27 protein-coding genes are annotated in these 23712 nt (G+C 68.1%); 20 read left to right on the forward strand and 7 right to left on the reverse strand.

Going from position 1 to position 23712, the window contains the following annotated elements:
• Nucleotides 1-1356 carry an aspartate aminotransferase family protein gene (locus OO71_RS06340; RefSeq protein WP_033288639.1) on the forward strand — a complete coding sequence of 452 codons (1356 nt, stop codon included), beginning with the start codon at nucleotides 1-3 and terminating at the stop codon, nucleotides 1354-1356.
• Between the two features lie 139 nt (nucleotides 1357-1495).
• Nucleotides 1496-2092, forward strand: a complete 597-nt coding sequence (locus OO71_RS06345) for a MarR family winged helix-turn-helix transcriptional regulator (protein ID WP_033288640.1) — start codon at nucleotides 1496-1498, stop codon at nucleotides 2090-2092.
• A gap of 4 nt (nucleotides 2093-2096) precedes the next feature.
• Here OO71_RS06345 and OO71_RS06350 read toward each other — a convergent pair whose 3' ends face one another.
• Both OO71_RS06350 and OO71_RS06355 read right to left on the reverse strand, forming a co-directional pair.
• The gene (locus OO71_RS06350; RefSeq protein ID WP_033288641.1) at nucleotides 2097-3563 is read right to left on the reverse strand and encodes a catalase; all 1467 of its coding nucleotides are present in this window, start codon (nucleotides 3561-3563) and stop codon (nucleotides 2097-2099) included.
• A complete protein-coding gene (locus OO71_RS06355) occupies nucleotides 3560-3982 on the reverse strand; it encodes a Fur family transcriptional regulator (RefSeq protein ID WP_033288642.1) in 423 nt (140 codons plus the stop codon). Before OO71_RS06355 ends, OO71_RS06350 begins: the two co-directional genes overlap by 4 nt.
• Nucleotides 3983-4099: 117 nt before the next feature.
• Between OO71_RS06355 and OO71_RS06360 the strand changes: the two genes are divergently transcribed.
• The 5 genes from OO71_RS06360 to OO71_RS06380 all read left to right on the forward strand — a co-directional run bounded on the left by OO71_RS06360 (nucleotide 4100) and on the right by OO71_RS06380 (nucleotide 6962).
• Nucleotides 4100-4759, forward strand: coding sequence for a type 1 glutamine amidotransferase (locus tag OO71_RS06360; RefSeq protein ID WP_051791104.1), 660 nt, complete (start codon nucleotides 4100-4102; stop codon nucleotides 4757-4759).
• Nucleotides 4756-5439, forward strand: a complete 684-nt coding sequence (locus OO71_RS06365; protein ID WP_051791107.1) for an MOSC domain-containing protein — start codon at nucleotides 4756-4758, stop codon at nucleotides 5437-5439. The genes OO71_RS06360 and OO71_RS06365 overlap by 4 nt, the downstream gene beginning before the upstream one ends.
• Before the next feature lie 10 nt (nucleotides 5440-5449).
• On the forward strand, nucleotides 5450-6037 hold the full coding sequence (locus OO71_RS06370) for a protoglobin domain-containing protein (RefSeq protein ID WP_033288644.1): 588 nt from the start codon (nucleotides 5450-5452) through the stop codon (nucleotides 6035-6037).
• Between the two features lie 96 nt (nucleotides 6038-6133).
• Nucleotides 6134-6403, forward strand: a complete 270-nt coding sequence (locus OO71_RS46185) for a TlpA family protein disulfide reductase (protein WP_211260444.1) — start codon at nucleotides 6134-6136, stop codon at nucleotides 6401-6403.
• Between the two features lie 82 nt (nucleotides 6404-6485).
• On the forward strand, nucleotides 6486-6962 hold the full coding sequence (locus OO71_RS06380) for a beta/gamma crystallin domain-containing protein (protein WP_211260445.1): 477 nt from the start codon (nucleotides 6486-6488) through the stop codon (nucleotides 6960-6962).
• A gap of 12 nt (nucleotides 6963-6974) precedes the next feature.
• Here OO71_RS06380 and OO71_RS06385 read toward each other — a convergent pair whose 3' ends face one another.
• Nucleotides 6975-7631 carry a response regulator transcription factor gene (locus OO71_RS06385; protein WP_281178393.1) on the reverse strand — a complete coding sequence of 219 codons (657 nt, stop codon included), beginning with the start codon at nucleotides 7629-7631 and terminating at the stop codon, nucleotides 6975-6977.
• The gene (locus OO71_RS06390) at nucleotides 7632-8810 is read right to left on the reverse strand and encodes a sensor histidine kinase (protein WP_245633581.1); all 1179 of its coding nucleotides are present in this window, start codon (nucleotides 8808-8810) and stop codon (nucleotides 7632-7634) included.
• A 151-nt stretch (nucleotides 8811-8961) separates the two neighbouring features.
• Between OO71_RS06390 and OO71_RS06395 the strand changes: the two genes are divergently transcribed.
• Both OO71_RS06395 and OO71_RS06400 read left to right on the forward strand, forming a co-directional pair.
• Nucleotides 8962-9192, forward strand: a complete 231-nt coding sequence (locus OO71_RS06395; protein ID WP_033288769.1) for a hypothetical protein — start codon at nucleotides 8962-8964, stop codon at nucleotides 9190-9192.
• A gap of 57 nt (nucleotides 9193-9249) precedes the next feature.
• Entirely contained in the window at nucleotides 9250-10437 is a 1188-nt protein-coding gene (locus OO71_RS06400) for an RNA polymerase sigma factor (RefSeq protein ID WP_033288646.1), read from the forward strand.
• 35 nt (nucleotides 10438-10472) lie between these two features.
• Here OO71_RS06400 and OO71_RS06405 read toward each other — a convergent pair whose 3' ends face one another.
• Nucleotides 10473-11924, reverse strand: coding sequence for an APC family permease (locus OO71_RS06405; RefSeq protein WP_033288647.1), 1452 nt, complete (start codon nucleotides 11922-11924; stop codon nucleotides 10473-10475).
• A gap of 353 nt (nucleotides 11925-12277) precedes the next feature.
• The gene (locus tag OO71_RS06410; protein ID WP_033288648.1) at nucleotides 12278-13138 is read right to left on the reverse strand and encodes an alpha/beta fold hydrolase; all 861 of its coding nucleotides are present in this window, start codon (nucleotides 13136-13138) and stop codon (nucleotides 12278-12280) included.
• Nucleotides 13139-13411: 273 nt separating this feature from the next.
• On the opposite strand from OO71_RS06410, the gene OO71_RS06415 reads away from it, so the two are divergent.
• On the forward strand, nucleotides 13412-13684 hold the full coding sequence (locus tag OO71_RS06415) for a hypothetical protein (RefSeq protein ID WP_033288649.1): 273 nt from the start codon (nucleotides 13412-13414) through the stop codon (nucleotides 13682-13684).
• A gap of 105 nt (nucleotides 13685-13789) precedes the next feature.
• On the opposite strand, the gene OO71_RS06420 is transcribed toward OO71_RS06415, so the two are convergent.
• Nucleotides 13790-14539, reverse strand: a complete 750-nt coding sequence (locus OO71_RS06420; RefSeq protein ID WP_033288650.1) for an IclR family transcriptional regulator — start codon at nucleotides 14537-14539, stop codon at nucleotides 13790-13792.
• 175 nt (nucleotides 14540-14714) lie between these two features.
• Here OO71_RS06420 and OO71_RS06425 point away from each other — a divergent pair, with 175 nt between their 5' ends.
• From OO71_RS06425 to OO71_RS06470, 10 genes are read left to right on the forward strand one after another with little or no spacing between them, the layout of a single operon-like run.
• Nucleotides 14715-15965: an MFS transporter gene (locus OO71_RS06425; protein WP_245633582.1), complete on the forward strand. Its 1251-nt coding sequence runs from the start codon at nucleotides 14715-14717 to the stop codon at nucleotides 15963-15965.
• Nucleotides 15962-16639, forward strand: coding sequence for an alpha/beta fold hydrolase (locus tag OO71_RS06430; protein WP_051791109.1), 678 nt, complete (start codon nucleotides 15962-15964; stop codon nucleotides 16637-16639). Before OO71_RS06425 ends, OO71_RS06430 begins: the two co-directional genes overlap by 4 nt.
• Nucleotides 16636-17361 (forward strand): SDR family NAD(P)-dependent oxidoreductase, encoded by a 726-nt coding sequence (locus OO71_RS06435; RefSeq protein WP_033288652.1) that lies wholly within the window; start codon nucleotides 16636-16638, stop codon nucleotides 17359-17361. The genes OO71_RS06430 and OO71_RS06435 overlap by 4 nt, the downstream gene beginning before the upstream one ends.
• Before the next feature lie 20 nt (nucleotides 17362-17381).
• Nucleotides 17382-17990: a nuclear transport factor 2 family protein gene (locus OO71_RS06440; protein WP_211260446.1), complete on the forward strand. Its 609-nt coding sequence runs from the start codon at nucleotides 17382-17384 to the stop codon at nucleotides 17988-17990.
• A gap of 1 nt (nucleotide 17991) precedes the next feature.
• Nucleotides 17992-18807: a sugar phosphate isomerase/epimerase family protein gene (locus OO71_RS06445; protein ID WP_051791111.1), complete on the forward strand. Its 816-nt coding sequence runs from the start codon at nucleotides 17992-17994 to the stop codon at nucleotides 18805-18807.
• Entirely contained in the window at nucleotides 18804-19673 is an 870-nt protein-coding gene (locus OO71_RS06450; RefSeq protein WP_033288653.1) for a dioxygenase family protein, read from the forward strand. Before OO71_RS06445 ends, OO71_RS06450 begins: the two co-directional genes overlap by 4 nt.
• A complete protein-coding gene (locus OO71_RS06455; RefSeq protein ID WP_033288654.1) occupies nucleotides 19670-20707 on the forward strand; it encodes a maleylacetate reductase in 1038 nt (345 codons plus the stop codon). The genes OO71_RS06450 and OO71_RS06455 overlap by 4 nt, the downstream gene beginning before the upstream one ends.
• A gap of 34 nt (nucleotides 20708-20741) precedes the next feature.
• Nucleotides 20742-22082 (forward strand): MFS transporter, encoded by a 1341-nt coding sequence (locus OO71_RS06460; protein WP_033288655.1) that lies wholly within the window; start codon nucleotides 20742-20744, stop codon nucleotides 22080-22082.
• Between the two features lie 9 nt (nucleotides 22083-22091).
• Nucleotides 22092-22904, forward strand: a complete 813-nt coding sequence (locus OO71_RS06465; RefSeq protein WP_156096198.1) for a sugar phosphate isomerase/epimerase family protein — start codon at nucleotides 22092-22094, stop codon at nucleotides 22902-22904.
• 31 nt (nucleotides 22905-22935) lie between these two features.
• On the forward strand, nucleotides 22936-23688 hold the full coding sequence (locus tag OO71_RS06470) for an SDR family NAD(P)-dependent oxidoreductase (RefSeq protein ID WP_033288656.1): 753 nt from the start codon (nucleotides 22936-22938) through the stop codon (nucleotides 23686-23688).
• Nucleotides 23689-23712 lie beyond the last annotated feature (24 nt).

Consider the following 23712-nt stretch of genomic DNA (forward strand, 5'->3'; position numbering starts at 1 on the left):
ATGGACACTCAGTCGGCAGCAGCCCGGCACCTCTGGATGCACTTCTCCCGCATGGGAAAGTACGCCGATACGCCGGTACCGGTGATCACCCGCGGCGAGGGCATGCACGTGTGGGACGACCGCGGCCGCCGCATTCTCGACGGGCTGGCCGGGCTTTTCGTGGTACAGGCCGGGCACGGCCGCCGTGAGCTCGTGGAGGTCGCCGCGAAACAGGCGAACGAGCTCGCGTACTTCCCGGTCTGGGGCTATGCCACGAAACCGGCGGCGGAACTCGCCGAACGGCTCGCGCATCTCGCACCGGGTGACCTCAACCGCGTTTTCTTCACCACCGGTGGCGGGGAAGCCGTGGAATCGGCGTGGAAAGTCGCGAAACAGTATTTCAAGCTGGTCGGAAAACCCGCCAAACACAAGGTGATCAGCCGCGCGGTGGCTTATCACGGCACCCCGCACGGTGCACTCGCCATCACCGGGTTGCCCGCGATGAAACAGGATTTCGAACCGCTCGCGCCGGGCGGATTCCGGGTACCCAACACAAATCTGTACCGGCATCCCGAATTCGCCGACGACCTCGAAGCATTCGGCCGCTGGGCCGCGGACCGGATCGAGGAGGCAATTCTTTTCGAGGGCGCGGACACGGTCGCGGCCGTGGTGCTCGAACCGGTGCAGAACTCCGGCGGCTGCCTCACGCCGCCGCCCGGATATTTCGCCCGGGTACGGGAAATCTGCGACCGGCACAACGTGCTTCTCGTCGCCGACGAGGTCATCTGCGCCTTTGGCCGCCACGGTACGACATTCGCAAGCGAGAAGTTCGGCATTGCGCCGGACCTGCTGGTCTGCGCGAAGGGCCTCAGCTCCGGGTACAGCCCGATTGCCGCGATGATCGCGTCGGACCGGGTGATGGAGCCGTTCCTCGCCCCCAAGGTCGGGTTCGCGCACGGGTACACCTTCGGCGGGCATCCGGTGTCGGCCGCGGTGGCGCTCGCCAACCTCGACCTGATGGAGCGGGAGGGCCTCAACCAGCGCGTACTGGACAACCAGGAGGCGTTCGGCGCGACCCTGCGCACGCTGCTGGACCTGCCGATCGTCGGCGACGTCCGCGGTGACGGCTACTTCTGGGCGGTGGAACTGGTCAAGGACAAGGCGACCAGGGAAACGTTCGACACTGCGGAGCGGGAACTGCTCGTCCGCGGCTTCCTGCCGGGTGCGCTGTTCGACCGCGGCCTCTACTGCCGTCCGGACGACCGCGGTGACGTGGTCGTGCAACTGGCTCCGCCGCTGATCGCCGGGCAGGCGGAGTTCGACGAGATGACCGACATCCTGCGGGACACCTTGCTGGAAGCGCAGAAGCTCGTCTGACCCGCTCGGGGGCCGGGTGCGCATTTCCCCGGCCCCCATTTAGCGGACGATTTCTTCCGCATTTTTCTGCGCTTTTCCGGTTTCGCACCGGGGACTCTCTCTTGCTATGATAAGGAGTCCTAACCGCAAGGCGGTGCGCATGACCGAGCACGTAGCCGGCCTCGACCGGCGGCTGGCCGACGCCATCGAACGGCTCGGCAACGGCCTGCGTTCGCTTTCCCAGCACAGTGCGCGGGCGCAGGGTCTTTCGCCGTTGCAGCAACAGGCCGTACTCGCGCTGGCCCGGCAACCGGAGTCCCGGCGTCAGGTCAATGCGCTGGCCGCTGAGTTCGATGTCACCACGCCCACGATGTCGGACGCCGTTAGTACGCTGGAACGCAAAGGACTCCTCACGCGCTCACCCGGCCCCGACGGCCGCCGCCGCCTGCTCACCCTCACCGAGCGCGGCTCTGCGGTCGCCGCGGAACTCGCGCAGTGGGACCAGCAGGTGGTCGCCGCGCTGGCCGCGCTCCCGGAACAGGACCGGGCGACGACGCTGCACACCCTGCTGCGCGTAATCGGCGAGCTGCAGGGCCAGGGCGTGGTGAGCGTGGTCCGCACGTGCACCACGTGCCGCTTCTTCAGCCCCGACGCCCACCCCGACCCGGCCGCCCCACACCATTGCAACCTGATGCAGAAACCCTTACGACTGGCCGATTTGCGCATCGACTGCGCGGAACACCAGCAAGCCTCCTGAGCCGTTACAGCGCACCGATCGCCTCACAAGCCTTGCGCACCCCGGCACCGTACGCCGGATCCGCCTGACCGCAGTTCGCGATATGCCGCTCCACCGTTTCTTTACGGGCACCCTTGATCGCCCGCGCGGTGTTCTCGAAAAGCCGCTGCTGCTCCGCTTCGCCGAGGAGCCGGAAAAGATCACCCGGCTGCTGGAAGTAATTGTCGTCATCCGCGCGGTAATCGAAATGATCCGCGACATCACCGACCGTCTGCGCAGGTTCGGCGTACTGCGGCTGCTCGGCCCAGCGGCCGAAGGTGTTCGGCTCGACACCGGGTACCCCGCCCTGGTTGCCGTCGACCCGCATGGCGCCGTCGCGGTGGTAGGTGTTGACCAGCGTGGCCCCGCGCGGGTAGTTGACCGGGATCTGGTGGTGGTTCACCCCGAGCCGGTACCGCGTCGCGTCGCCATACGAAAACAGCCTGCCCTGCAACATCTTGTCCGGGCTCACCGAGATCCCGGGCACGAGGTTGGCCGGGGTGAACGCGACCTGCTCGACGTCGGCGAAGTAGTTCTCCGGGTTGCGGTTCAGCTCCAGTTCACCGACCTCGATCAGCGGGTAGTCCTTCTTGCTCCACACCTTCGTGAGGTCGAACGGGTGGAAGCGGTAGCCCGCCGCGTCCGCCTCCGGCATGATCTGCACGTACAGTGTCCACTTCGGATAGTCACCGCGTTCGATGGCTTCATACAGGTCACGCTGGTGTGATTCGCGGTCGTCGGCGATGATCGCACTCGCCTCGGCGTCGGTGAGGTTCTCGATGCCCTGCTGCGTGCGCCAGTGGAATTTCACCCAGTTCCGCTCGCCCGCGGCGTTGATGAGACTGAACGCGTGCGAGCCGAAGCCGTGCATGTTCCGGTACGACTTGGGAATGCCGCGGTCGCTCATGATGATGGTGACCTGGTGCAGCGATTCGGGCAGGTTCGTCCAGAATCCCCAGTTGTTCTCCGGGTTGCGCAGGTTCGTGCGCGGGTCGCGCTTCACCGCGCGGTTGAGGTCGGGGAACTTCAGCGGGTCGCGGTGGAAGAAGATCGGCGTGTTGTTGCCGACCAGGTCCCAGTTTCCCTGCGTGGTGTAGAACCGCACGGCGAACCCGCGGATGTCACGTTCGGCGTCGGCGGCGCCGCGCTCCCCGGCCACGGTGGAGAATCGAGCGAACGTCTCGACCTCGTTGCCGACCTTGCCGAACAGCGCGGCCTTGGTGTACCGGCTGATGTCGTGCGTGACGGTGAACTTCCCGAACGCGCCGGACCCCTTGGCGTGCATCCGCCGCTCCGGGATCACCTCACGGTCGAAATGCGCGAGCTTTTCCAGCAACCACAGGTCCTGCAGCAGAACCGGGCCGCGCGGACCCGCGGTGACGCTGTTCTGGTTGTCGGCGACGGGGGCACCGGCGGCCGTCGTCAACGGGTCGGTGTTGTCAGCGAAGGTCATTGCTCTTCTTCTTTCGGTGTGGCGGACAGACAGGACGGGCAGGTGCCCCAGTACGTGACTTCGGCTCCGTCGATGTGGTAGCCGTGCTCGTTCACCGGCGGCAGGTCGGTGCGCTCGACGTCGGTCACCGCGCCGCAGACCCGGCACGCGAGGTGGTCGTGGTCGTCGGTGCGCAGTTCGAAGCGCGCACGCGAACCGGGCAGCTCGAGCCGGCGCACCAGACCGGCCCCGAGCAACGCGCCCAGTACGTCGTAAACCGCCTGGGAGGAAACGGAACCGAGGTCTTTGCGGACCGCGTCGCGGATGTGCTCGAACCCGGCATGCGGGGTGTGCCGCAAGGCGGTGAGCACGGCGATGCGCTGCCGGGTGATCCGGAGCGACGCCCCGCGGAGCGCGGCGACCGGGTCGGCGACCTGCACGAACGGCTCCCCTCCTCCGGGCGGCGGACAACTAGGTAGGACTCCTAGCGATAGTGTGGCATGCTGTCGGAGGCGGCACAAGGGAGATCCGGAATGACTCCAGAAAGGAGGCCCGGAATGCACTCGGTCGTGGTACAGCACGTTCCGTTCGAGGGGCCCGGCCTGATCGCACCCGCGCTCACCGCGGCGGGCGCCGAGGTCGAGATCGTGCGGGTGTACCAAGGGGATCCGCTGCCGTCGGTGGCGGACCTCGACGTGCTCGTGGTCCTCGGCGGGCCGATGGGTGCCTTCGACGGCCTCCCCCATCTCGCGCAGGAACGAGCGCTCATCGCCGAATGCGTCCGGCACGACCGCCCGGTGCTCGGCGTTTGCCTCGGTGCGCAGCTGCTGGCCGGTGCGCTGGGGGCACGCGTGGAGCGAGGTCCGGCGAGCGAGGTCGGCGCGGGCACGGTGGAGCTGACCCCGGCCGGACTGTCCGACCCGGTCCTCGGCCCGTCCGGTCCGCTGCTGCCCGTGGTGCATTGGCACGACGACACTTTCGCGCTACCCGAAGGCGGCGTGCTGCTGGCGAGTTCCGACGATTACGCGCACCAGGCGTTTCGCGTCGGGGCGTCGTATGGCCTGCAGTTCCATGTCGAGCTGGATCCCGAAGCGCTGAAGACGGTTTCGCCGCACCTGCCGGAGGGAACGGTGATCCAGCCGCACGTCGGCCGGTCGATTGCGGCGGTGGGTGCGCAGATCCTCGACCGCTGGGTCAAGCACGCCACGTCCCGATGATGCAGGTACGCACCGTCTCCACCGGACCGGTGGTTCCCTTGCCCTGGCGAGGCGGGACTGTCCTTTCCGGATTCCGCAAGACGCCGGTCGAGGGCCGGGTCGAGGTCGGAAAGCTCGGACTGGCCGGCGACGAACAAGGCGACCGGAAACACCACGGCGGACCACACAAAGCGGTACTCCTCTACCCGGCCGAGCACTATCCTCAGTGGACGGACCGGCTCGGCGACCTGACCCCGCCGTCGTTCGGCGAAAACCTCACCACCACGGGGATCATGGAGACCGACGCGGTGATGGGTGCGCTCTACGTCGTCGGCACTGTGATACTCCAAGTCACCCAGCCGCGGCGGCCCTGTTACAAACTCGCGGCGTACCACGGAATTCCGGACCTGGCCGTACAGACCCAGCGCACCGGCCGCACCGGCATCTACTGCCGCGTACTGCGCCCCGGGTACGTCGAGACCGGAGACGGGATCGAGCTGCTGCACGAACCCGAGCACGGAATCACCGTCGCCGAGGTGCACCGAGTGATCAATGTGGACCGGCACGATCTCGTTGCGGCCAACCGTCTTCTCGACCACCCCGAAATCCTGCCGGAATCCTGGATCCGGCTGCTGCGCACCCGGCTGGACGGCCGTCTCGACGACCAGACCAGCCGGTTGCACGGACAACCCATCGAGTAAGGAGCCCGAAATGACCACTCCCACCATCCCCGGCTACACCCCCGACGACCCTGCACTGGCCGCATCACCGGTCACCCTCGCCGACCTGGAAAACCTGAAGGCGACCGTCCTTTTCGGACCGGACGACGAGGCCGCGCTGCGCACGGCCGGTGAAGTCCTCAGTGGACAGATCGACCAGGTCCTCGACGTCTGGTACGGCTTCGTCGGCTCGCACCCGCACCTGCTCGCGTACTTCTCGACCCCGTCGGGCGAACCGATCGGCGAGTACCTCGACCGGGTGCGAGTCCGGTTCGGACAGTGGATCCTCGACACCTGCAACCGCCCGTACGACGAGCGCTGGCTGGCCTACCAACAGGAAATCGCCCTGCGGCACACGTCCGAGAAGAAGAACAAGACCGACGCGGTCGACTCCGTCCCGCACATCCCGCTGCGGTACCTGGTGGCCTTCATCTACCCGATCACCGCGACGATGCGCCCGTTCCTCGCCGCGGGCGGCCACAGCGAGGAAGAGGTCGAGGCGATGTTCCAGGCGTGGTTCAAGACGGTGACACTGCAGGTCACGCTGTGGTCGCAGCCATACTCCGGTTCCGGATGGTGACTTCCGCTCCGGCTTGGCGGACCACCCGGTGGTTCAACAGCGAGCCGCTCGACCTCGCCGATCGGCCTGCGCAGCGTGTTCGAACACCACGAGGCAATGACGCCGACCAGCCTCGAAGCATTCCTGTTCGAGTACCGGATCCGCTTCCCGGTGGGAGTCGACGCACACGAGGACAGCGGTTCGACGCCGGTCACGTTCGGCAGGTACGGAATGCGCGGCACGCCTTCGATGGTGCACATCGATCGTGACGGGAACCTCCGCAGCCACCATTTCGGTGCGGTGGAAGACATGGCACTCGCGGCAGAGGTGACCCGGCTGCTGGAAGAGCGCCCTGGCGCCTGCAGTATCGACGGCACCTGCAGCTGAACCCGGTGCGGGGGGCGGTCAACCGGGCCGCCCCCGCACCTCCAGGTGAAGGATCCCGCGCAAACGTCACAAGTAGTCAAAAATGCACCACCGGCTGACCGAACGTGCACAATTGTCCGGATTCGACGTTCTTGGCCAGTATCGTCGGTTTGCGAAACGACTCGCAAAGGAGAACCCGGTGTTTCGCTCAGCCACCACTGCAGTGCTGGTCTCGGCAATGGCTGCCGTCCTGACCGCAGCAATTCCGGCAACACCCGCAGCCGCCTCGGTACTCAGCAATGAAGTGCCCTGTACCAGTTCGGATTACCTGCGCATCACGATCCACGTCACGGACGCTCCCAGCGAAGACCGTTGCATTGCCAACGGCGGAGAAATGGACGTCAAGTCGAGCACTCGCGGTGCCGACATGTGGCTCACCAGGATCTCCACCGGAAAAAACCGCGTTCAATGGCACGGCGACAAGAAATGGCAGCCGTCCACTCCCATCGGCAAGCGCACCGTCTTCACTTTCCCGAATCATCCCGGCGGAGTGCGGATCGACAAAATCAGGATCCTCTGAACCACCGCCGGCTCACTCCTCGGCATCGCGGACCAGCAGCGCGATCTGCACCCGGTTCGTGACGCCGAGTTTCGTGAACAAGCTGCTCGTATGAGCCTTCACCGTAGCCACGCTGATGTGCAACCGCGCGCCCACCTCCGCGTTCGACAGTCCGGACGCAATAGCGCGGGCCGTATCCAGCTCGCGTTCAGTCAGCGCGGACAGCCGGGTGCGTGCCGATTCCCGGGCCGTGCGGCGGGTTTCCGATGACTGCGGGCCCATTGCCGCGGTGATCAGGCGGCTCGTCGCGGCCGGGGACAGCGCCGGGTTTCCGGACGCGACGGCGCGTACCGCGGCCAGGATGTCCGGCGGCGGCGTGTCTTTCAGCACGAAACCCAGCGCACCGGCTCGCAGCGCGCCGAGCACCATCTCGTCGGAATCGAACGTGGTGAGCACCAGAATCCGCGGCGCTTCCGGCCACGTGAGGATCTCCTCGGTGGCACTCAGGCCGTCGCGGCCGGGCATCCGCACGTCCATCAGCACTACGTCCGGCTTCAACCGGCGGACCTCGGTGATCGCGGTGTTGCCGTCCGCGGCCTCGCCCACCACGGACAGGTCCGGTTCCCCGTCGAGGATGAGCCGCAACGACATCCGTACCAGCTGGTCGTCGTCGACGATCACCACGTCCACTCATTCGCTCCCTTCGCCGCGCGCCGGCCACGGCAGCCACGCACTGAGCACGAACCCGCCGCCGGGGTCCGCGCGATGGTCCAGTTCACCACCGGCCAGCCCGACCCGTTCGGCGAGCCCCAGCAACCCGAACCCCGACGACGGCGGCGGCGCCTCGCCCCGCGCCGCCCCGGAATCGCGCACCGTCACCCGCAGTCCCTCGCCCTCGGCCCCCTCGACGGTCACCACCACCTCGGCTCCCGGCGCATGCTTCCCGGCGTTGGTCAGTCCTTCTTGGACGATCCGATATGCCGTGCGGGCAACCAGGTCCGGCGGCGAGTCCATCGAATCGGGCGTGTACGTGACGGCCACACCGAGCGCACGGGCGTCGGCGACGAGCGCGGGCAGGTTCGCGAGCGACGGCTGCGGCGGTTCGAGCCCGTCCGGGTTCGCCCGCAGCACCCCGAGCACGTCGCGCAGTTCCTCGAGCGCCTGGTGCGCGCCGTCGGCGATGCCGCGAGCGAGGACCGTGGCCTGCTCGGCCGGGAGGTCGGTGCGATGTCCCAGCACCCCGGCCTGCATGGCGACCAGCGAAACCCGGTGCGCGAGGACGTCGTGCATCTCGCGGGCGATCCGGTGCCGCTCGACGATCCGCGCCTCGGCGGCCCGCGCGGTCTGCTCGCGTTCGGCGCTCTCCGCACGTTCCCGCAGCGACCGCAGCTCCTCCCGCCGCGCCCCGATCGCCGCGCCGACGGCCACCACGATCCCGGTGGCCAGGCTCGCCACGGTGAGCAGCATCCACCACGGGTCGGGTTCTCCGGTCCGGGGATAGAGGCTGTCGGTGACCAGCGCCGTCGCCACGCACGCGACCCCGATGAGCGAGGTCTCCAGCGGACGCCGCCGGGTGGCCAGCGACCCCAGCACCAGCAGCGCCGCCCCGGCGGCGAGCGTGGACACGGCCGAGGCGACCACCACCCCGGTGGCGACCGTGAGCGGGTACCGCCTCCGCCACATCGCCGCGACCAGGCATCCGGCGGCCACCGCCGGGTCGCCGAAGATCAGCCACCCGATCCGGGGATCTTCGGAGTCCGGCGGGAGCTTCGAGGCGACGGAGACCCAGGCGAGCAGGCCGATGACGACGGCCACGACCAGCCGCCATCCGTGCTGCCACGGCTTGAGCCTGGCCTGCGGAACGCTCACCCGCCCCATCTTCGCCGATCCGCCGCGGCCGTGCAGCCGCCTGCGGGCGAGCGTCGCCCTAGACCAAAGTCGGACCCGCGTTCGCCACGCGCCCGATGTGCGGCCCGCTCGCCGCGGGTGACACTTACCCCAGGTCAAGGGAGGAATGATGATGAGCAAAGGTGCCTACGGAGCGGTGCAGGCGGCGGGCATGGTGATCACGATCGTGTCCGCGCAGGCCGTGATCCGCAGCTTCTTCGACCGCGACGACGCCCAGCTCTGGGGCATTTTCGGCTGGGTACCGGGTGGCTGGGCCGGGCAGCTGGTGGTGCTGCTGGTGCTGGCTCTGGCCGGGATGGGGCTCGCCGGGTGGGCCTTCGACCGGGCGAAGACGAAAGGCTGAACGCGCTGGTGTCGAATGGGGGTGCCCGCATTCGTAGCCGGAAGGAGCTGGGGCCGGATGGACCTCGACCGCATCTACCGGGACGAATACGGCCGGTGCGTGGCCACCCTCACCCGGATGCTCGGCGACATCGGGCTCGCCGAGGAAGCCGTGCAGGACGCGTTCGCCGTCGCACTCCGGAAGTGGGACGAGCCGCCGCCGAACCCGGGTGCGTGGATCGTCACGACCGCGCGCAACCGGGCGATCGACCGCCTGCGCCGGGAGTCCACCCGCGAAGCCCGCCACGCGCAAGCGCTCCTGCTGCAGCAGCCCGGCGAACCCGCGGAAGCCGGACCGGTGCGCGACGACCAGCTCCGCCTGATCTTCACCTGCTGTCACCCGGCGTTGTCGGCGCTCGCCCAGACCGCGCTCACCCTGCGGCTGCTCGGCGGGCTGGAGGTGGCCGAGATCGCGCGGGCGTACCTGGTGCCGGAAACCACCGTCGCCCAGCGGATCGTGCGGGCGAAGAAGAAGATCCGCGACGCCGGGATCCCGTACCGCGTCCCCGAAGCTGCCGAGCTCCCGGATCGGCTGGCACCCGTGCTGACCGTGCTGTACCTGGTGTTCAACGAGGGTTACACGGCGACGTCCGGCGAGCTGGTGCGGACGGATCTGTGCCAGGAGGCCGTCCGGCTGGCCCGTGCGCTCGCCGAGCTGATGCCCGGCGAGCCGGAGGTGCTCGGCCTGCTCGCGTTGCTCCTGCTCACCGAGGCCCGCCGCCCGGCGCGCGTGGGACCTTCGGGTGAGCTGGTGGTGCTCGCCGAGCAGGACCGGTCATTGTGGAACCCGGACCTGATCGCCGAGGGGCATGAGCTCGTGCGGGAATGTCTGCGACGCGGTCAGCCGGGGCCGTACCAGCTGCAGGCCGCGATCAACGCCGTGCACACGGACGGACCGGCCACCGACTGGACGCAGGTGCTGGCCCTTTACGACCAACTCCTGCACCTCCGCCCGACGCCGATCGTCGCGCTCAACCGCGCGGTCGCCGTGGCCGAGGTACACGGTCCGGCGGCGGCGCTGGCCATCGTCGACACCCTGGACCTGCCGGGCTACCACCTGCTGCCCGCCACCCGCGCCGACCTGCTCGCCCGGCTGGACCGTCCGGCGGAGGCGATCGCGGCTTACGGCGACGCAATCACCTTGGCCACCAACGAAACCGAACGGGCATTCCTGTCCACCCGGCAAGCCCGGCTGCCCCGGGGTTAGCAGCCCCGAAGTCCGTGAAGGGAACCTTCACGGAATCAGATTCCCTCATGGTTCCCTTCACGGACCTGGGGCGATTGCCACTGGCGAGGGGCCAGCGCGGCGTAGGTCTCCGGCCGACGGCGGCGCAGGTACGCGGCGACTGCGATGCCGACCACGATCAGGACCGGCAGAAGCCATGGCAGCAGGGCGATCCAGGCTGCGTCGGAACCGGCCATCGTCGGGAAGTTCTGTACGGCGAGCACGATCACCACCAGCAGTCCGAGGCCGCCGAGGCCGGGCGCGATGCAGGTGCTCCACCAATGCGGGTCGCGCCTTCTTCGGAAGAAGACCACCACGGCGACCGATGCCATTGCCTGCAGGACCAGGATCGCGAGGGTGCCGAAGCCGGTCATCGACGCGGTCAGGAAGGCTACCGGGTCCAGACCCAGCACTGCGAAAATTGCGGCGACTACCGTGGCGAAGCCGAGTTGTGCGGCGCTCGCGTTGCGGGGAGTGCCGGAAACTGTGCGGGCCAAGGCTTTTGGCAGCACACCGTCGCGGGCCAGGGCGTAGATGTAGCGGCTTGCGGAGTTGTGGAGGGCCAATAGGGCGGCGAATAGGCTTACGACCAGGAGCAGTTGCATTATGTCGGTGAGTGCGGTGCCCAGGACGTTTTGCGAGGTGGCCAGGAGGAGGTCGCCGGTTGCCAGGTGGTCTTGGGCGATGCTTTTTGCGTTCTCGACGCCGATTGCGCTTACCAGGGCCAGGGAGGTAATGGCGGCGAAGATGCCGATGGCTATTACGGCGATGTATGTTGCCCGGGGTACTGAGCGGTTGGGGTCTCGGGCTTCCTCGCTGAAGAGTGCTGTTGCTTCGAAGCCGATGAAACATGTTGCGGCGAATAGTAGTCCTAGGCCGATTGAGCCGGAGGCTACTATTGCCGGGGAGAATGCAGTGAATTGGTAGCCTGATTTTGCCAGTACTGCTACGTCGAATACTGCGAGGATGCTTACTTCCAGGATGAGGGAGACGGCCAGGACTTTTGCCGAGACGTCTACTCCTCGGCGGCTCAGCAGGAATACTGCCAGCACTGATAATGCTGACCAGAATTCCCAGGGTAGGTTCAGGTGGAAGACGGTGTTGAAGACGCCGGACGTCAATGCGCCTGAGGTGCCTACTGCTCCGGCTACGAAGCAGTTGTATCCGGCCAGGGCGATGAATGCGCCGGAAAGGCCGGTTGGGCGGCCTAGGGCGATGGTGAGGTAGGTGTAGAAGCCGCCTGCGTTGGAGACGTAGCGGCTCATTCGTGCGTAGCCTATGCCGAAGAGGAGGAGTACTAGTCCGGCCAGGAGGAATGCTGCTGGCATTCCGCCGCCGTTACCAAGCGCTATTCCCAGACCGGCGATTACCACCATTCCGGTTAGCGGGGCTACTGCGGCCAGGACCAGAAAGGCGATGCCGCCGGTACCTAGGGCGTTGGGGCGGAGGCCGGGGGGTGACTGTGTCATCTTGGACCTCCGGTGGGGGGTGGGGGTCCTCAGTGTGCCGGTGTGAGGCGGGGGCTGTGTTGTCGGCGCGGGCAGAGGTGTTGCCTGTCCGTGCAACGCCGGTTCCTGTTGCGGGGTGACTGGTGGGGCACCCCGAAGCCGGGACCGTGACTACGGTCTGAGGGTGGTTGTCAAGGCGGGAAAGATGCCTTGACAACCACCCTCAGACCGTGTTTTGGCTTCGTATCGGGGTGCAGGGCGGGGGCTGGCTGCCCGGGTTTCGTGGGGTTCGCGCGTGCGGCTTGGGCGGTGGGGGAAGTCCGTGAAGGGAACCATGAGGGAATTAGATTCCGTGATGGTTCCCTTCACGGACGTCACCCCAGTACCTCACGTAGGCGGGTGGCGAAGGCTTCCGGTTTTCCGGCGTAGCCGTGTTCGCCGCCCATGAAGCCGCCGTGGTGGCTGGGGAAGACTGTTGCTTCCTGGCCTAGCAGGGCGGCTACTGCGCGGGCGGTGCGGCCGGTGAAGGTGTCGCCGGTTTCCTCGCCTACTGCGATCAGCGTGCGGGTTGGAGCGGCCTTGAGTGCCTCGACGTTCGGGTGGTAGCTGCTGATTGCCCACGACCGGTCCGACAGGAGTGGGTCGTCGCGTTTTCCGTCGTCTTCTGTCGGCATGCCGAATTGTGCTGGGTCGGCGGGGGGTTGGGCGAAGTATTCGTCGGTGAATTCGCCTTGCCAGCCGGTCTGCACGATGAATCCCGCCATGGCCGCGCCCCAGCCGCGGGCTCGGTAGACGTCGGTGAGTGAGTTGCGGGCTCGTTCGGCGGCTGCTGCGTCGGGCAGGACCGGGATGGTGGGCGGCTCGTGCGCGATCAGGGTGACCACGTCGTTCGGGTGTGCCGCTACCAGCGCGAGGGCGGTGACTGCGCCGCCGCTGCTGCCGAACAGGTCGACCGGGCCGGAGCCGAGCGCCTCGATCACCGCGTGTACGTCCTCGGCTTGGACCTCGGGGGTGTGGTCGGTGCGGCCGTCACTGCGGGTGCTGCGGCCAAGGCCGCGCGGGTCGTACGTGACCACCGTGCGGTCCTCGAGGTACCCGACGAGCGTGCTGAACCCGCTTGCGTCCATCGGCTGGCCGATCAGCACGAGCGGCCGCAGGCCGTCGGCGAGGGGGCGGCCGTGTACGTCGTAGACGATGTCGGCGCCGTCGGTGGCCAGGTGGTGGGTGGTGGACATGTGGACTCCCCAGTCTCGCGTGAACGCAGTCCCGGCAGGGTACCGCGGGTCCGGCGCCTTGCCCGGGTATCGCAGGTCCACTGTGGACGACCGGGTTGACTACCCGCGGTGACGTGTTAACCTGACGCCGTGCTGCGCATCCTGACGTCCGAGCGACTCGTAACCCAGCGCGCCGGCTGAACCAGGCTGCCGGCGCGCGATGCCGGCGTATGCCGTGACTCCCCTTCGGGACCTGGCCCTTCCACGAAACCGCCAGATTTCCGGAGAAGCGCCATGTCTTCCAGTACCTTCTACACCCCCACCCCGGCCATGCTGGTCCGCCGCCGGATTGCGACGTACTTCGTCGGCGGCATCGACCAGATCCCCGGCCTGGTCAGCGCACTGACCCAGCACGGCCGCCTGGTCCACGAGCTGTCCGTCGACGTCCGCGAAGGCGTCCGGGAAGCCAGCATGGTCTGCACGGTCCTGGTCGCGCCCGACGCCCTCGACGGCCTGCTCGGCTGCCTGCGCGACCTGCCGTCGGTCGTGTCGGCCGAGCTCGCCTGACCCTCGCCCGAACCAGCCCGACCCGCCATCTCGGCCGAACCAGCCCGACCCGCCATCTCAGCCGAACCGGCCCGACCCTCCGCCTCGGCCAACCCGGCCCGACCCTCACCTGGTCGACCGCGCGATCCCCAGCGCGGCCGTCCGCACGGCGGGGGCCAGCCGGTCCACCGCGGCCCGGGAATGCGCGACGATGCCCAGCGCCGCGCGCACCCCGCCGTCCAGCGTGAGGATCGGCGCGGCCACCGAAACCGCACCCAGGGTCATCTCCTCGTACGAATACGCCACCCCGGACCGGCGGACCTCCGCGAGAGCCGACGCGAGCCGCCCGGGCTGGGTGATCGTGTGCGGGGTCATCCGGGACAGCCCGCCTGCCGCGACCGTGGTCAGCAGGCCCTTCCCGGAGAACGCCAGGATCGCCTTGCCGACGCCGGTCGCATGCAGCGGCAGCCGTCCGCCGATGTGCGTCTGCGTGGGTACCGCACGGTCGCTGGAGATCTTTTCTACGCACAGCGCCTCGGTGCCCTCCAGCACGGTCAGCTGGATGTTTTCTTGCGTGGCCTGGAAAAGATCGTGCATGTACGGCAGCGCCGCCTCCCGCAGCCCGCGCTGCTGCGGCGCGAGCGTGCCGATGGTCCACAGCCGCATGCCGATGCGGTACCGGCCGTCCTCCAGCCGCTCCAGGCCGCCCCACGCCCGCAGCTCACCGATGAGCCGCCGCGCCGTCGAGATCGGCAGGCCGCTGCGCGTGGCGACGTCGGTGAGCGACAGCGCCGGGTGCGCGACGTCGAAGCAATCGAGAACCGTCAACAGCCGCCGCGAGACCGTCTGACCTGGGGTGTTCGTCCGTCCAGCCACATCCCCACCTTCCCCGCGTCCAGGATCACGAGCTTGCCAGCGTTGCCACTGGATGGCAATGAACGCTGGCGAACGACCCCGCACGAGCCGCAGGATCGCCGTCAGCAACCCGGAACAAGGAGGTTCTCCCGGTGCTGACTCCCCATATCTCTGTTGCCACTGTGTGGACATCCCGGTGAACGCCGGTTTCTGGACGCGCCAAGGGCTCGTCCCCCACCTGCGCTGGGGCTTCGTCGCGCTCACGCTCTTCATGGTCGGCGACGGCATCGAAGCCGGTTTTCTGTCACCCTACCTGGCCGAACGCGGGTTCGGCACCGGGCAGAGCTCCCTGCTCTGGAGCGTTTACGGGCTCGTCGTGGCGGTGGCCGCGTGGCTGTCCGGCGCGCTTGCCGAGGCGTTCGGCCCGCGCCGGGTGATGCTCGCCGGGTTCACGCTCTGGGTCGTCTTCGAGGTGGTGTTCCTCTTCGCGCTGGCCCGCGGCGACTTCCCGCTCATGCTGGCCGGCTTCGGCGTCCGCGGCCTCGGATACCCGCTCTTCGCCTACGGCTTCCTCGTCTGGGTCGCGATGGACACGCCCGGCGCGGTGCTCGGCAAGGCCGTCGGCTGGTACTGGTTCTTCTCCGTCCTCGGGCTCGGCGTGCTGGGCTCGTACTACGCCGGCGCGGTCATCCCGCTGATCGGCGAGTTCGCGACACTCGCGTCGTCACTCGCGTTCATCGCCGCAGGCGGGCTGATGGTCCTGTTGCTGGTGAAGGGCCGCCGGAAGGAGTCGGCGGACCTGCGCGGCAGCCTGCGTTCGATGCTCGGCGCGTTCACCGTCGTCGCGGAACGCCCGCGGGTGGGCATCGGCGGCGTCGTCCGGGTGATCAACACCCTGAGCTTCTACGCCTTCGTCGTCTTCATGACCACGCACATGGTCCGCGAGGTCGGACTGTCCACTTCGGAATGGCAGACCGTCTGGGGCACGATGTTGCTGGTGAACGTGCTGGCCAACATCCTGTTCGGCTACATCGGCGACCGGTTCGGCCGCGTCCGCACGGTGGCGTGGTTCGGCGGGCTGCTGTGCGCGATCACCGTGCCCGCGCTGTATTACGTCCCGAAGCTGGCCGGTCCGAACTTCTGGGCGGTGCTCGCCGTCGGCGTCGTATGGGGCGCGGCGTTGTCGGCCTTCGTTCCGCTTTCGGCGATCATGCCGTCGCTCGCGCCGCACCGGGTCGGCAGTGCGGTCGCGATCCTGAACCTGGGCGCGGGGGTGAGCCAGTTCGCCGGGCCGGTGGTGGCCGGGCTCGTCGCGCCGATCGGGGTCGAGGGCACGGTCTGGGTGATTTCCGCCTGCTACGTCGTCGGCATCGGCCTCACGTACCTGCTCAAGGAACCATCGGCGAATCTGCTGGATGCCAGGTTGAAGGAAAGGATCGCGCCATGACCGGAAAGCCGACCATCGTGCTGGTGCACGGAATGTGGCACGGCGGCTGGGCGTGGGACCAGTTGGTACCGCTGCTGGAAGATCACCCGACCGTCCAGGTCACCTTGCCGGGCAAGGACCGCGCCCCGGGTGACGTCACTTTTCGGGGCCATTGCGACCATCTCGCCCGCACGCTCGCCGAAATCCCCGGTGACGTCGTGCTCGTCGGACATTCTTATGGCGGCGCAGTACTCACTCAAGCCGGGGCTGCGCCGAATGTCCGCGGAATGATTTTCGTGGGTGCATTTGCTTTGCTACCAGGGGAATCGGTCGCTTCGATCAACGACGCTGAAGCAGGGTCGGAAGCAGGCGCGGACGACATCGTCAGCGACGGCGAATACCTTGTCATCGCCCCGGAAACCGCGCGAAACGCCTTCTATCATGACTGTTCGGAAGATCCCGCCGACCGGCTTACCCCAGAGCACGCCAGTGTCCGCAACACCGAAGTCACCCAAGCTGCCTGGCAAACGGTTCCGTCGCATTTCGTCGTATGCACACTCGACCGTGCATGCACCCCCGATGTACAACGGAAAATGGCTGCGCGGCTCGATTCGCAAAGCGAACTGAAATCGAGTCACTCCCCGATGCTCTCCATGCCGGACGCCCTCGCCCGCACCATTCTCGAGTTCGTATGAGCGTGGCAATCGTGACCGGTGGCGCGGGCGGAATGGGCACAGCGATCGCCGAAGTCCTGCTCGCCGACGGATTCCGCGTCGCGTTGCTCGACCGGCGCGGCGCGCCGGAAGCCGCGGCCCGGTTCGGCGACCAGGCGCTCGGGGTCGAGGCCGACGTCACCGACGAGGACTCGGTCCGCACGGCCGTCGACCAGGTCGTGGCGGCCTGGGGCCGGATCGACGGGCTCGTCAACAACGCCGGGATCGAGCTGCAGCACACGATGGCCGACCTGGAAACCATTACCTGGCAAGCAACTCTGGCCGTCAACCTCGCCGGACCGGCGCTGATGATCAAGCATTGCATCCCGCAGTGGCGGAACCAGGGCAGCGGCCGGGTGGTGTCGGTCGGCTCGCGCACCTGGCTCGGCGGGGCTACCTCGGCGTCGTACGCGGCGTCGAAAGCAGCGCTCGTCGGGCTGACCCGCACCGCCTGCCGTGAGCTGGGCGCACTCGGGGTCACCGCAAATGTGGTCGCGCCGAGTTTCGTGCGCACTCCGCTGAGTGCGGTGAAAGGCGATTCCTATGGGGAACGTTTTGCCGCCGCGTCCCCGATCGGCCGGTTGGTGGAACCGGTGGACGTGGCGAACGCGGTCGCGTTCCTGCTGTCCGACCGCGCCCGCGCCATCACCGGCGAAGTCATCCACGTCACGGCCGGGACCCATCTCGCGCCGCACATTCCGTGAACATCAAGGAGGATCCTGAAGTGCAGACCGACCGCGAAGCCCTGCGCGAGCTCGTCGACAACTGGGCGGTGTGGCGCGACGCCGGCGACTGGGACCGGTTCGCGCGCGTCTGGGACGAGGACGCCGGCTGGATGACCGCGACCTGGTTCCAGGGCCCCGCCAAGGACTTCATCGCGGTGAGCCGCGACGGGTTCGAACGCGGCGTGAGCATCCTGCACTTCCTCGGCGGCCACTCCGCCGACCTCGCGGGCGACCGCGCGATCGCGCAGACCAAGATGACCATCAACCAGCGCGCCGAGGTCGACGGGGTCGAGGTCGACGTCGTGTGCACCGGCCGGTTCTACGATTTCTGCCACCGCCGCGACGGCCGCTGGACGATCGTGCGCCGCCAGCCGATCTACGAGAAGGACCGGCTCGACCCGGTCGACCCGGCCGCCCGCCTCGAGCTCGACCCGGCGCTGCTGGCCCGTTTCCCGATCGGCTACCGCCACCTCGGTTACCTGCAGACCAAGGCCGGGTTCACGGTCAAGCTCGACCTCCCGGGCCTCACCGGCGAGGCCGTGCAGCGGCTGTACGACGAGGGCGCGAAGTGGCTCGCCGGGTCGGCCACCGCGGGCGAGGTCGGCTGACATGCCCGACCTGACCTGCAGCGCGAACACGCTCCGGTTCGCCGACCTGCCGACCAGGGTGTCGGCCGCGGCCGCCGCCGGGTTCACCGGGCTCGGCCTGCGCGTGTCCGACTACCTCGGCGCCGAACTGCCCGACGAAGCGATCCGCGACCTGCTCGACCGGCACGGGATGCGGGTGCTCGAACTGGAGCACACGTGGGACTGGACGGTCGAAGACCCCGCCGAGCAGGCGATGTTCCGCTTTGCCGACCGGATCGGCGTCCGCCAGCTCAACGTCCCGATGTTCAGCGAGCATCCGCTCGAAGACCTGGTACGGCCATTCGGTGAGCTGTGCGACCGGGCGGCCGGGCACGGTCTGCTGGTGGGGTTCGAGTTCCTGCCCTACAGCCACGTCCGGACGCTCGGCGAGGCATGGCAGGTCGTGTCCGCCGCGGACCGGCCGAACGCCGGAGTGATCGTCGATCTGTGGCATTGGTTCCGTTCCGGGGCGCAGGTCGCCGACCTGGCCGAGGTCTCGGCGATCACGTCCGTGCAGCTGTGCGACGTCCTTCCCGAACCGGGCCCGGACCTCGCCGACGAGGCCAGGCACCGCAGGCAACTGCCCGGTCAAGGGGCGGGCGACACGGCCGCGGCGCTTGCCGCCTTGCGCGAAGTTGCGCGACCGTTGCCGATGTCGGTCGAGGTGTTCTCCGACGACCTCGACGCCCGGCCCGCGGAAGAAGCCGCCCGGCTGGCCTTCGCCGCCGCGGAGGAAACGCTCCGCCGCACGGGAAGTACGGCGGCCGCGTGGAAAACCAATCTCGAGGAGTCCCGGTGACCGCCAGTTTTTCCGAGGAACGCTCGGCCGAAATCGTCGCCGGTAGTTTCGCCGATACCACGGATCCGCGGCTGAAGCAGGTACTGACCAGTCTCGTTTCACACCTGCATGCGTTCGTGAAAGACGTCGAACTCACCGAAACCGAGTGGCAGCACGCAATCGACTTCCTCACCGCCGTCGGGCACAAATGCGATGACACCCGGCAGGAATTCGTGTTGCTGTCCGACGTGCTTGGAGTGTCGATGCTGGTCGACGCGATCAATCACCGAGCCCAGGCCGATTCGACCGATTCGACCGTGCTCGGCCCGTTCCATCTGGTCGATTCCCCACCGCGGGAACTGGGAGACGACATTTCCCTCGACGGTCTCGGCGATGCGTGCGTATTCGCGGGCCGGGTCCGCTCTGCCGACGGGACGCCGTTACCCGGCGCGCAGGTCGACGTCTGGCAGGCCAACGGCGCGGGCTTCTACGACGTCCAGCAACCGGATCTCCAGCCGGAACGCAATCTTCGCGGCCTTTTCACCACCGACACAGAGGGCCGGTTTTGGCTGCGGACGGTCGTTCCGCGCTATTACCCGATTCCCGACGACGGCCCGGTCGGCACCCTGCTGAACGCCACCGGACGCCATCCCAACCGGCCCGCGCACATTCACGTGATCGCCGGTGCCGAAGGTCATTTCCCGGTGACCACGCACGTTTTCGTCGAAGGAAGCCCGTATCTGGATTCGGACGCCGTGTTCGGCGTGAAGGAATCGCTCATCCGGCCGGTCACCGACGTCGACGACGTGAAGCTGGCCACGCATTACGGCACGGAAAACCCGTTCCGGCTCATCGAATTCGATATCGTCCTGGACACGCGGCAATGAAATTCGTCCACGAAACCAGACCCGGCCGCGTTGTCTTCGGTGCCGGCACCCGGCATCAGCTTGCCGAAGAGGTCGAACGCCTTGGCGTGAAACGACTCCTGGTCGTCTGCGCACCCGGACAAGCCGATCTCGCCGCCGAACTGACTGCGCCGCTGCCAAACACCGTCCTGCATCCGCACGCCGTAATGCACATTCCGGTGTCCACCGCGGAGAAAGCCATTGCGCTGAGCGAGGGTACCGACGGTTGTCTCTCGGTCGGCGGCGGCTCGGCCGTCGGGCTGGCCAAGGCCGTCGCCAAGGAAACCGGGCTCCCGATCATCGCCGTCGCCACGACGTACGCCGGGTCCGAGATGACTCCAGTCTGGGGTCTGACCGCCAACGGCCACAAGACCACCGGCCGCGACCCAAAAGTCTTACCCACCACCGTGATCTACGACCCGGAACTGACCGTTTCACTCCCACCGGGGCTGTCGGTCACGAGCGGAATGAACGCACTGGCCCACTCCGCCGAAGCGTTGTATGCTCCCGATTGCTCCCCGATCACCGCCCTGGTCGCCGCGGAATCCGTCCGCGCCATCGCCAGCGCGCTCCCTCGCATCGTCGAAAACCCGCGCGACCTCGACGCCCGCTCCGACGCGCTGTACGGTGCCTGGCTCGCCGGAACCGCACTCGGCAGCACCACGATGTCCTTGCACCACAAGCTGTGTCACCTCCTCGGCGGCACCTTCGACCTGCCACACGCCGAGACGCACACCGCCGTACTCCCGCACGTCCTCGCCTTCAACCTCCCTGCTTCCCCGGCCGCACACGCAGCTCTCAACCTGGGCCCGGACCCAGCCACCCGCCTGTACGATCTCGCCCGCAGCCTGGGCGCGGAAATGTCCCTGAAGGCACTGGGACTTCCCGAAACTGGACTGTCCACTGTGGCCGATCAAGCGCTCGCCGCCCCCTACGCGAACCCGCGCCCGGTCACCACCGATGCCCTCCAGACGTTGCTACGCAACGCTTTCCTCGGCACCGCCCCCACCGCTTAGCCGCATCCGCGGCCCTGTCCAACGGAGGACAACCATGCCCGCTCTCGACTTGCAGCAGCTGATCGACCGGCATCCGGTCGGCCGCATGCAACGCCGGGTCCTGCTGCTGTGCCTGGGGGTGCTGACTCTCGACGGAATGGACGTCGCGATGGTCAGCTTCCTCAGCCCGTCGCTGCTGGCCGACTGGGGACTGACGAAAGCCGAACTCGGCCCGATCGTCACGAGCGGACTCTTCGGCCTCGCCATCGGTTCCCTCGTCGCCGGTCCACTCGCGGACCGGTTCGGGCGACGGCGGATCATCCTGCTCTCGGTGATTTTCTTCGGCCTGATGAGTGCACTCACCGCACTCGCGACGGACGTACTGTGGTTCTCGATCCTGCGCGTCCTCACCGGAATCGGGCTCGGCGCGGCGATGCCGAACGCGACCACGCTGGTGTCGGAATACGCCCCGACCCGCCGCCGCAGCGCAATGATGGCACTCACCTACTGCGGGCACACGCTCGGCGGCGCGCTCGCCGGGTACCTCACGAACGCGCTGGTCCAGATCTCGAGCTGGCACTGGGTCCTGATCGCGGGCGGCGTGCTGCCGGTGCTGTACTCGGTCGTGCTCGTGGTCGCGCTGCCGGAGTCGCCGAAATTCCTTGCCCGGCAGGAAAATCGCCAGTCCGAGCTCGGCGCGCTGGTCAACCGCATCGTTCCGGAACCACTGCCCGAGGGCACGCAGTTCCGCCTCGACGAACCCGCCGCCGGTTCCCGGATCCGCGTCGCCGGACTCGTGTCACGCCGGTTCCGCCTCGGCACGCTGACCATCTGGACCGGGTTCCTCGCCGCGTTCTTCATCGTGTACCTGATGAACAGCTGGCTGCCGCTGCTCATGACCGACGTCGGGTTCTCGCTCGCCGCGGCCGCGACGATCGGGCTGCTGCTGCAGGTCGGCGGCACCATCGGGAACATCGGGATCGGCTGGCTGATGGACCGCTTCGGCCTGCACCGCACAGTCGCCACCGGCATGGCGTGCGCCGCGGTGCTGCTGGTGCTCGTCGCGCTGGCCCCGCGCAACGTCGCCGCAATCGGTACGCTGATCTTCATCCTCGGCATGTTCACCAACTCGGTCGCAACCGGCTTCCCCATCCTGTCCGCGGACTTCTACCCCACCTCGATCCGCGCCACCGGCACCAGCTGGGCCACCGGAATCGCCCGCTTCGGCGCCATTGCCGGGGCAGCGGCGGGTACCGTGCTGGTCGCCGCGGGCCTGTCGTACCGTCAGGTGTTCCTGGTGCTCCTCGTCCCGGCGGCCATCGCCATTACAGCGGTAATCGTCAAGAGCCGTCGAGCGTCCACTTCGGACCCGGCGCCCGTGCTCACCAACGCGTAAGGAGCTGCCGTGCCTTTCCCTTACCGGACAACGCCGGTGCCGCTCACGATGGGCGCAATCTGCTTCCGCGACCGGCCATTCGACCGGATCCTCGCCGCGGCGAGCACGAGTGCGTTCCCGGGAATCGGGCTGACCGTGGGGCAATGCGTGTCGGCGCTGGAACGCGGAATCGCACCGGAGGAGCTGCCGCGGCGGATCGAGGACGCCGGACTGGCGGTCGCCGAGCTGGAACTGGTCCGGCTCGGGGACGACGGCCCGGTCCGGTTCGCCAACGGCCTGGTCGAAGATCTCGTCGGCGTGTTGAAGCCGGACCGCCTGCACACGGCCGCGTTCAGTGGCGAGCTCCCGCGGGTCGCGGACGAGTTCGCGGCGCTGTGCGCACGGCATCCGGACACGGCGGTCGCGGTGGAGTTCATGCCGTACTCGGTCGTTCGCGATCCGGCTGCCGCGCTCGACCTGGTCACGCATGCGGGCACCGGCAACGCCGCAATCGTGCTGGACATCCTGCAATTCTTCCGGTCCGGATGGACGCCCGGCCGGATCTCGGCAAAGCTCGCTGACCGGGTAGCGGTGGTGCAGCTGTCCGACGTGGTCGACCGGCCGGGCGTCGCGCTCGCCCGGGAGGCCCGGCACCTGCGTACCTACCCCGGCCGGGGGACCCTCGACACCACCGGGTTCCTCTCGCGGATCCGGCAGCTGTGCGGCGCGTGGCCGCCGGTGAGCGTCGAGCCGGTTTCCGACGCGCTCGAACTGCTGCCGCTCGAGGTGGTGGCGGAGGAAATCCGGTGGACTACCCTGCGCGCGCTCGGGCGCGCAGACTGACCATCCCAGTACCAGCGAAAGGGTGCACCACATGCGATTGGCCGACAAGATCGCCCTGATCACCGGCGCGTCGAGCGGGATGGGCCGCGCGGCCGCGATCACGTTCGCCCGCGAAGGCGCGACGGTGATCGTCGCCGACATCGAGGACACCGACGGCGCGGCGGTCGCCGAGGAGATCCGCGCGAACGGCGGGCAGGCGGAATACCGGCGGCTTGACGTCACCGATGAGCAGTCCTGGACCACCGCCGTCGCCGACCTCCTCGACCGGCACGGGCGGCTCGACGTGCTCGTGAACAACGCCGGGATCAGCGGCACCTTCGACCCGGACCTCACCAGCACCGAGTTCTACGACCGCCTCATGCAGGTCAACGCCCGCGGCGTGTTCCTGGGCATCAAACACGGCGCGGCAGCGATGAAGCGCAGCGGCGGCGGGTCGATCGTGAACCTGACGTCGATCTCGGCGTCGATCGGCCAGCTCGGCGTCCACCTGGGTTACGGCGCGTCGAAGGCGGCGATCAAATCGATGACGACGACGGCGTCGGTCCATTATGCCGCCGACGGTATTCGCGTGAACGCCGTCGCACCCGGCATGCTCCCGCCGATGCGCACGTCCCGCGGTTCGGCGGATCCGGTGTGGCGGGCGAAGCAGGTCGAGGGCGTGCCGATGGGCCGGACGGGCGAGGTACAGGAGGTCGCGGACGTGATCCTGTTCCTGGCGTCAGGGGAATCGTCGTACGTGACCGGGGTGGAAATCCTCGTGGATGGCGGTTTTACCGCGGTGTGAACACGAACGGGGCTCCATGCGGGG

The sequence above is a fragment of the Amycolatopsis jejuensis genome, assembly GCF_000717335.1.
Taxonomy (GTDB): Bacteria; Actinomycetota; Actinomycetes; order Mycobacteriales; family Pseudonocardiaceae; genus Amycolatopsis; species Amycolatopsis jejuensis.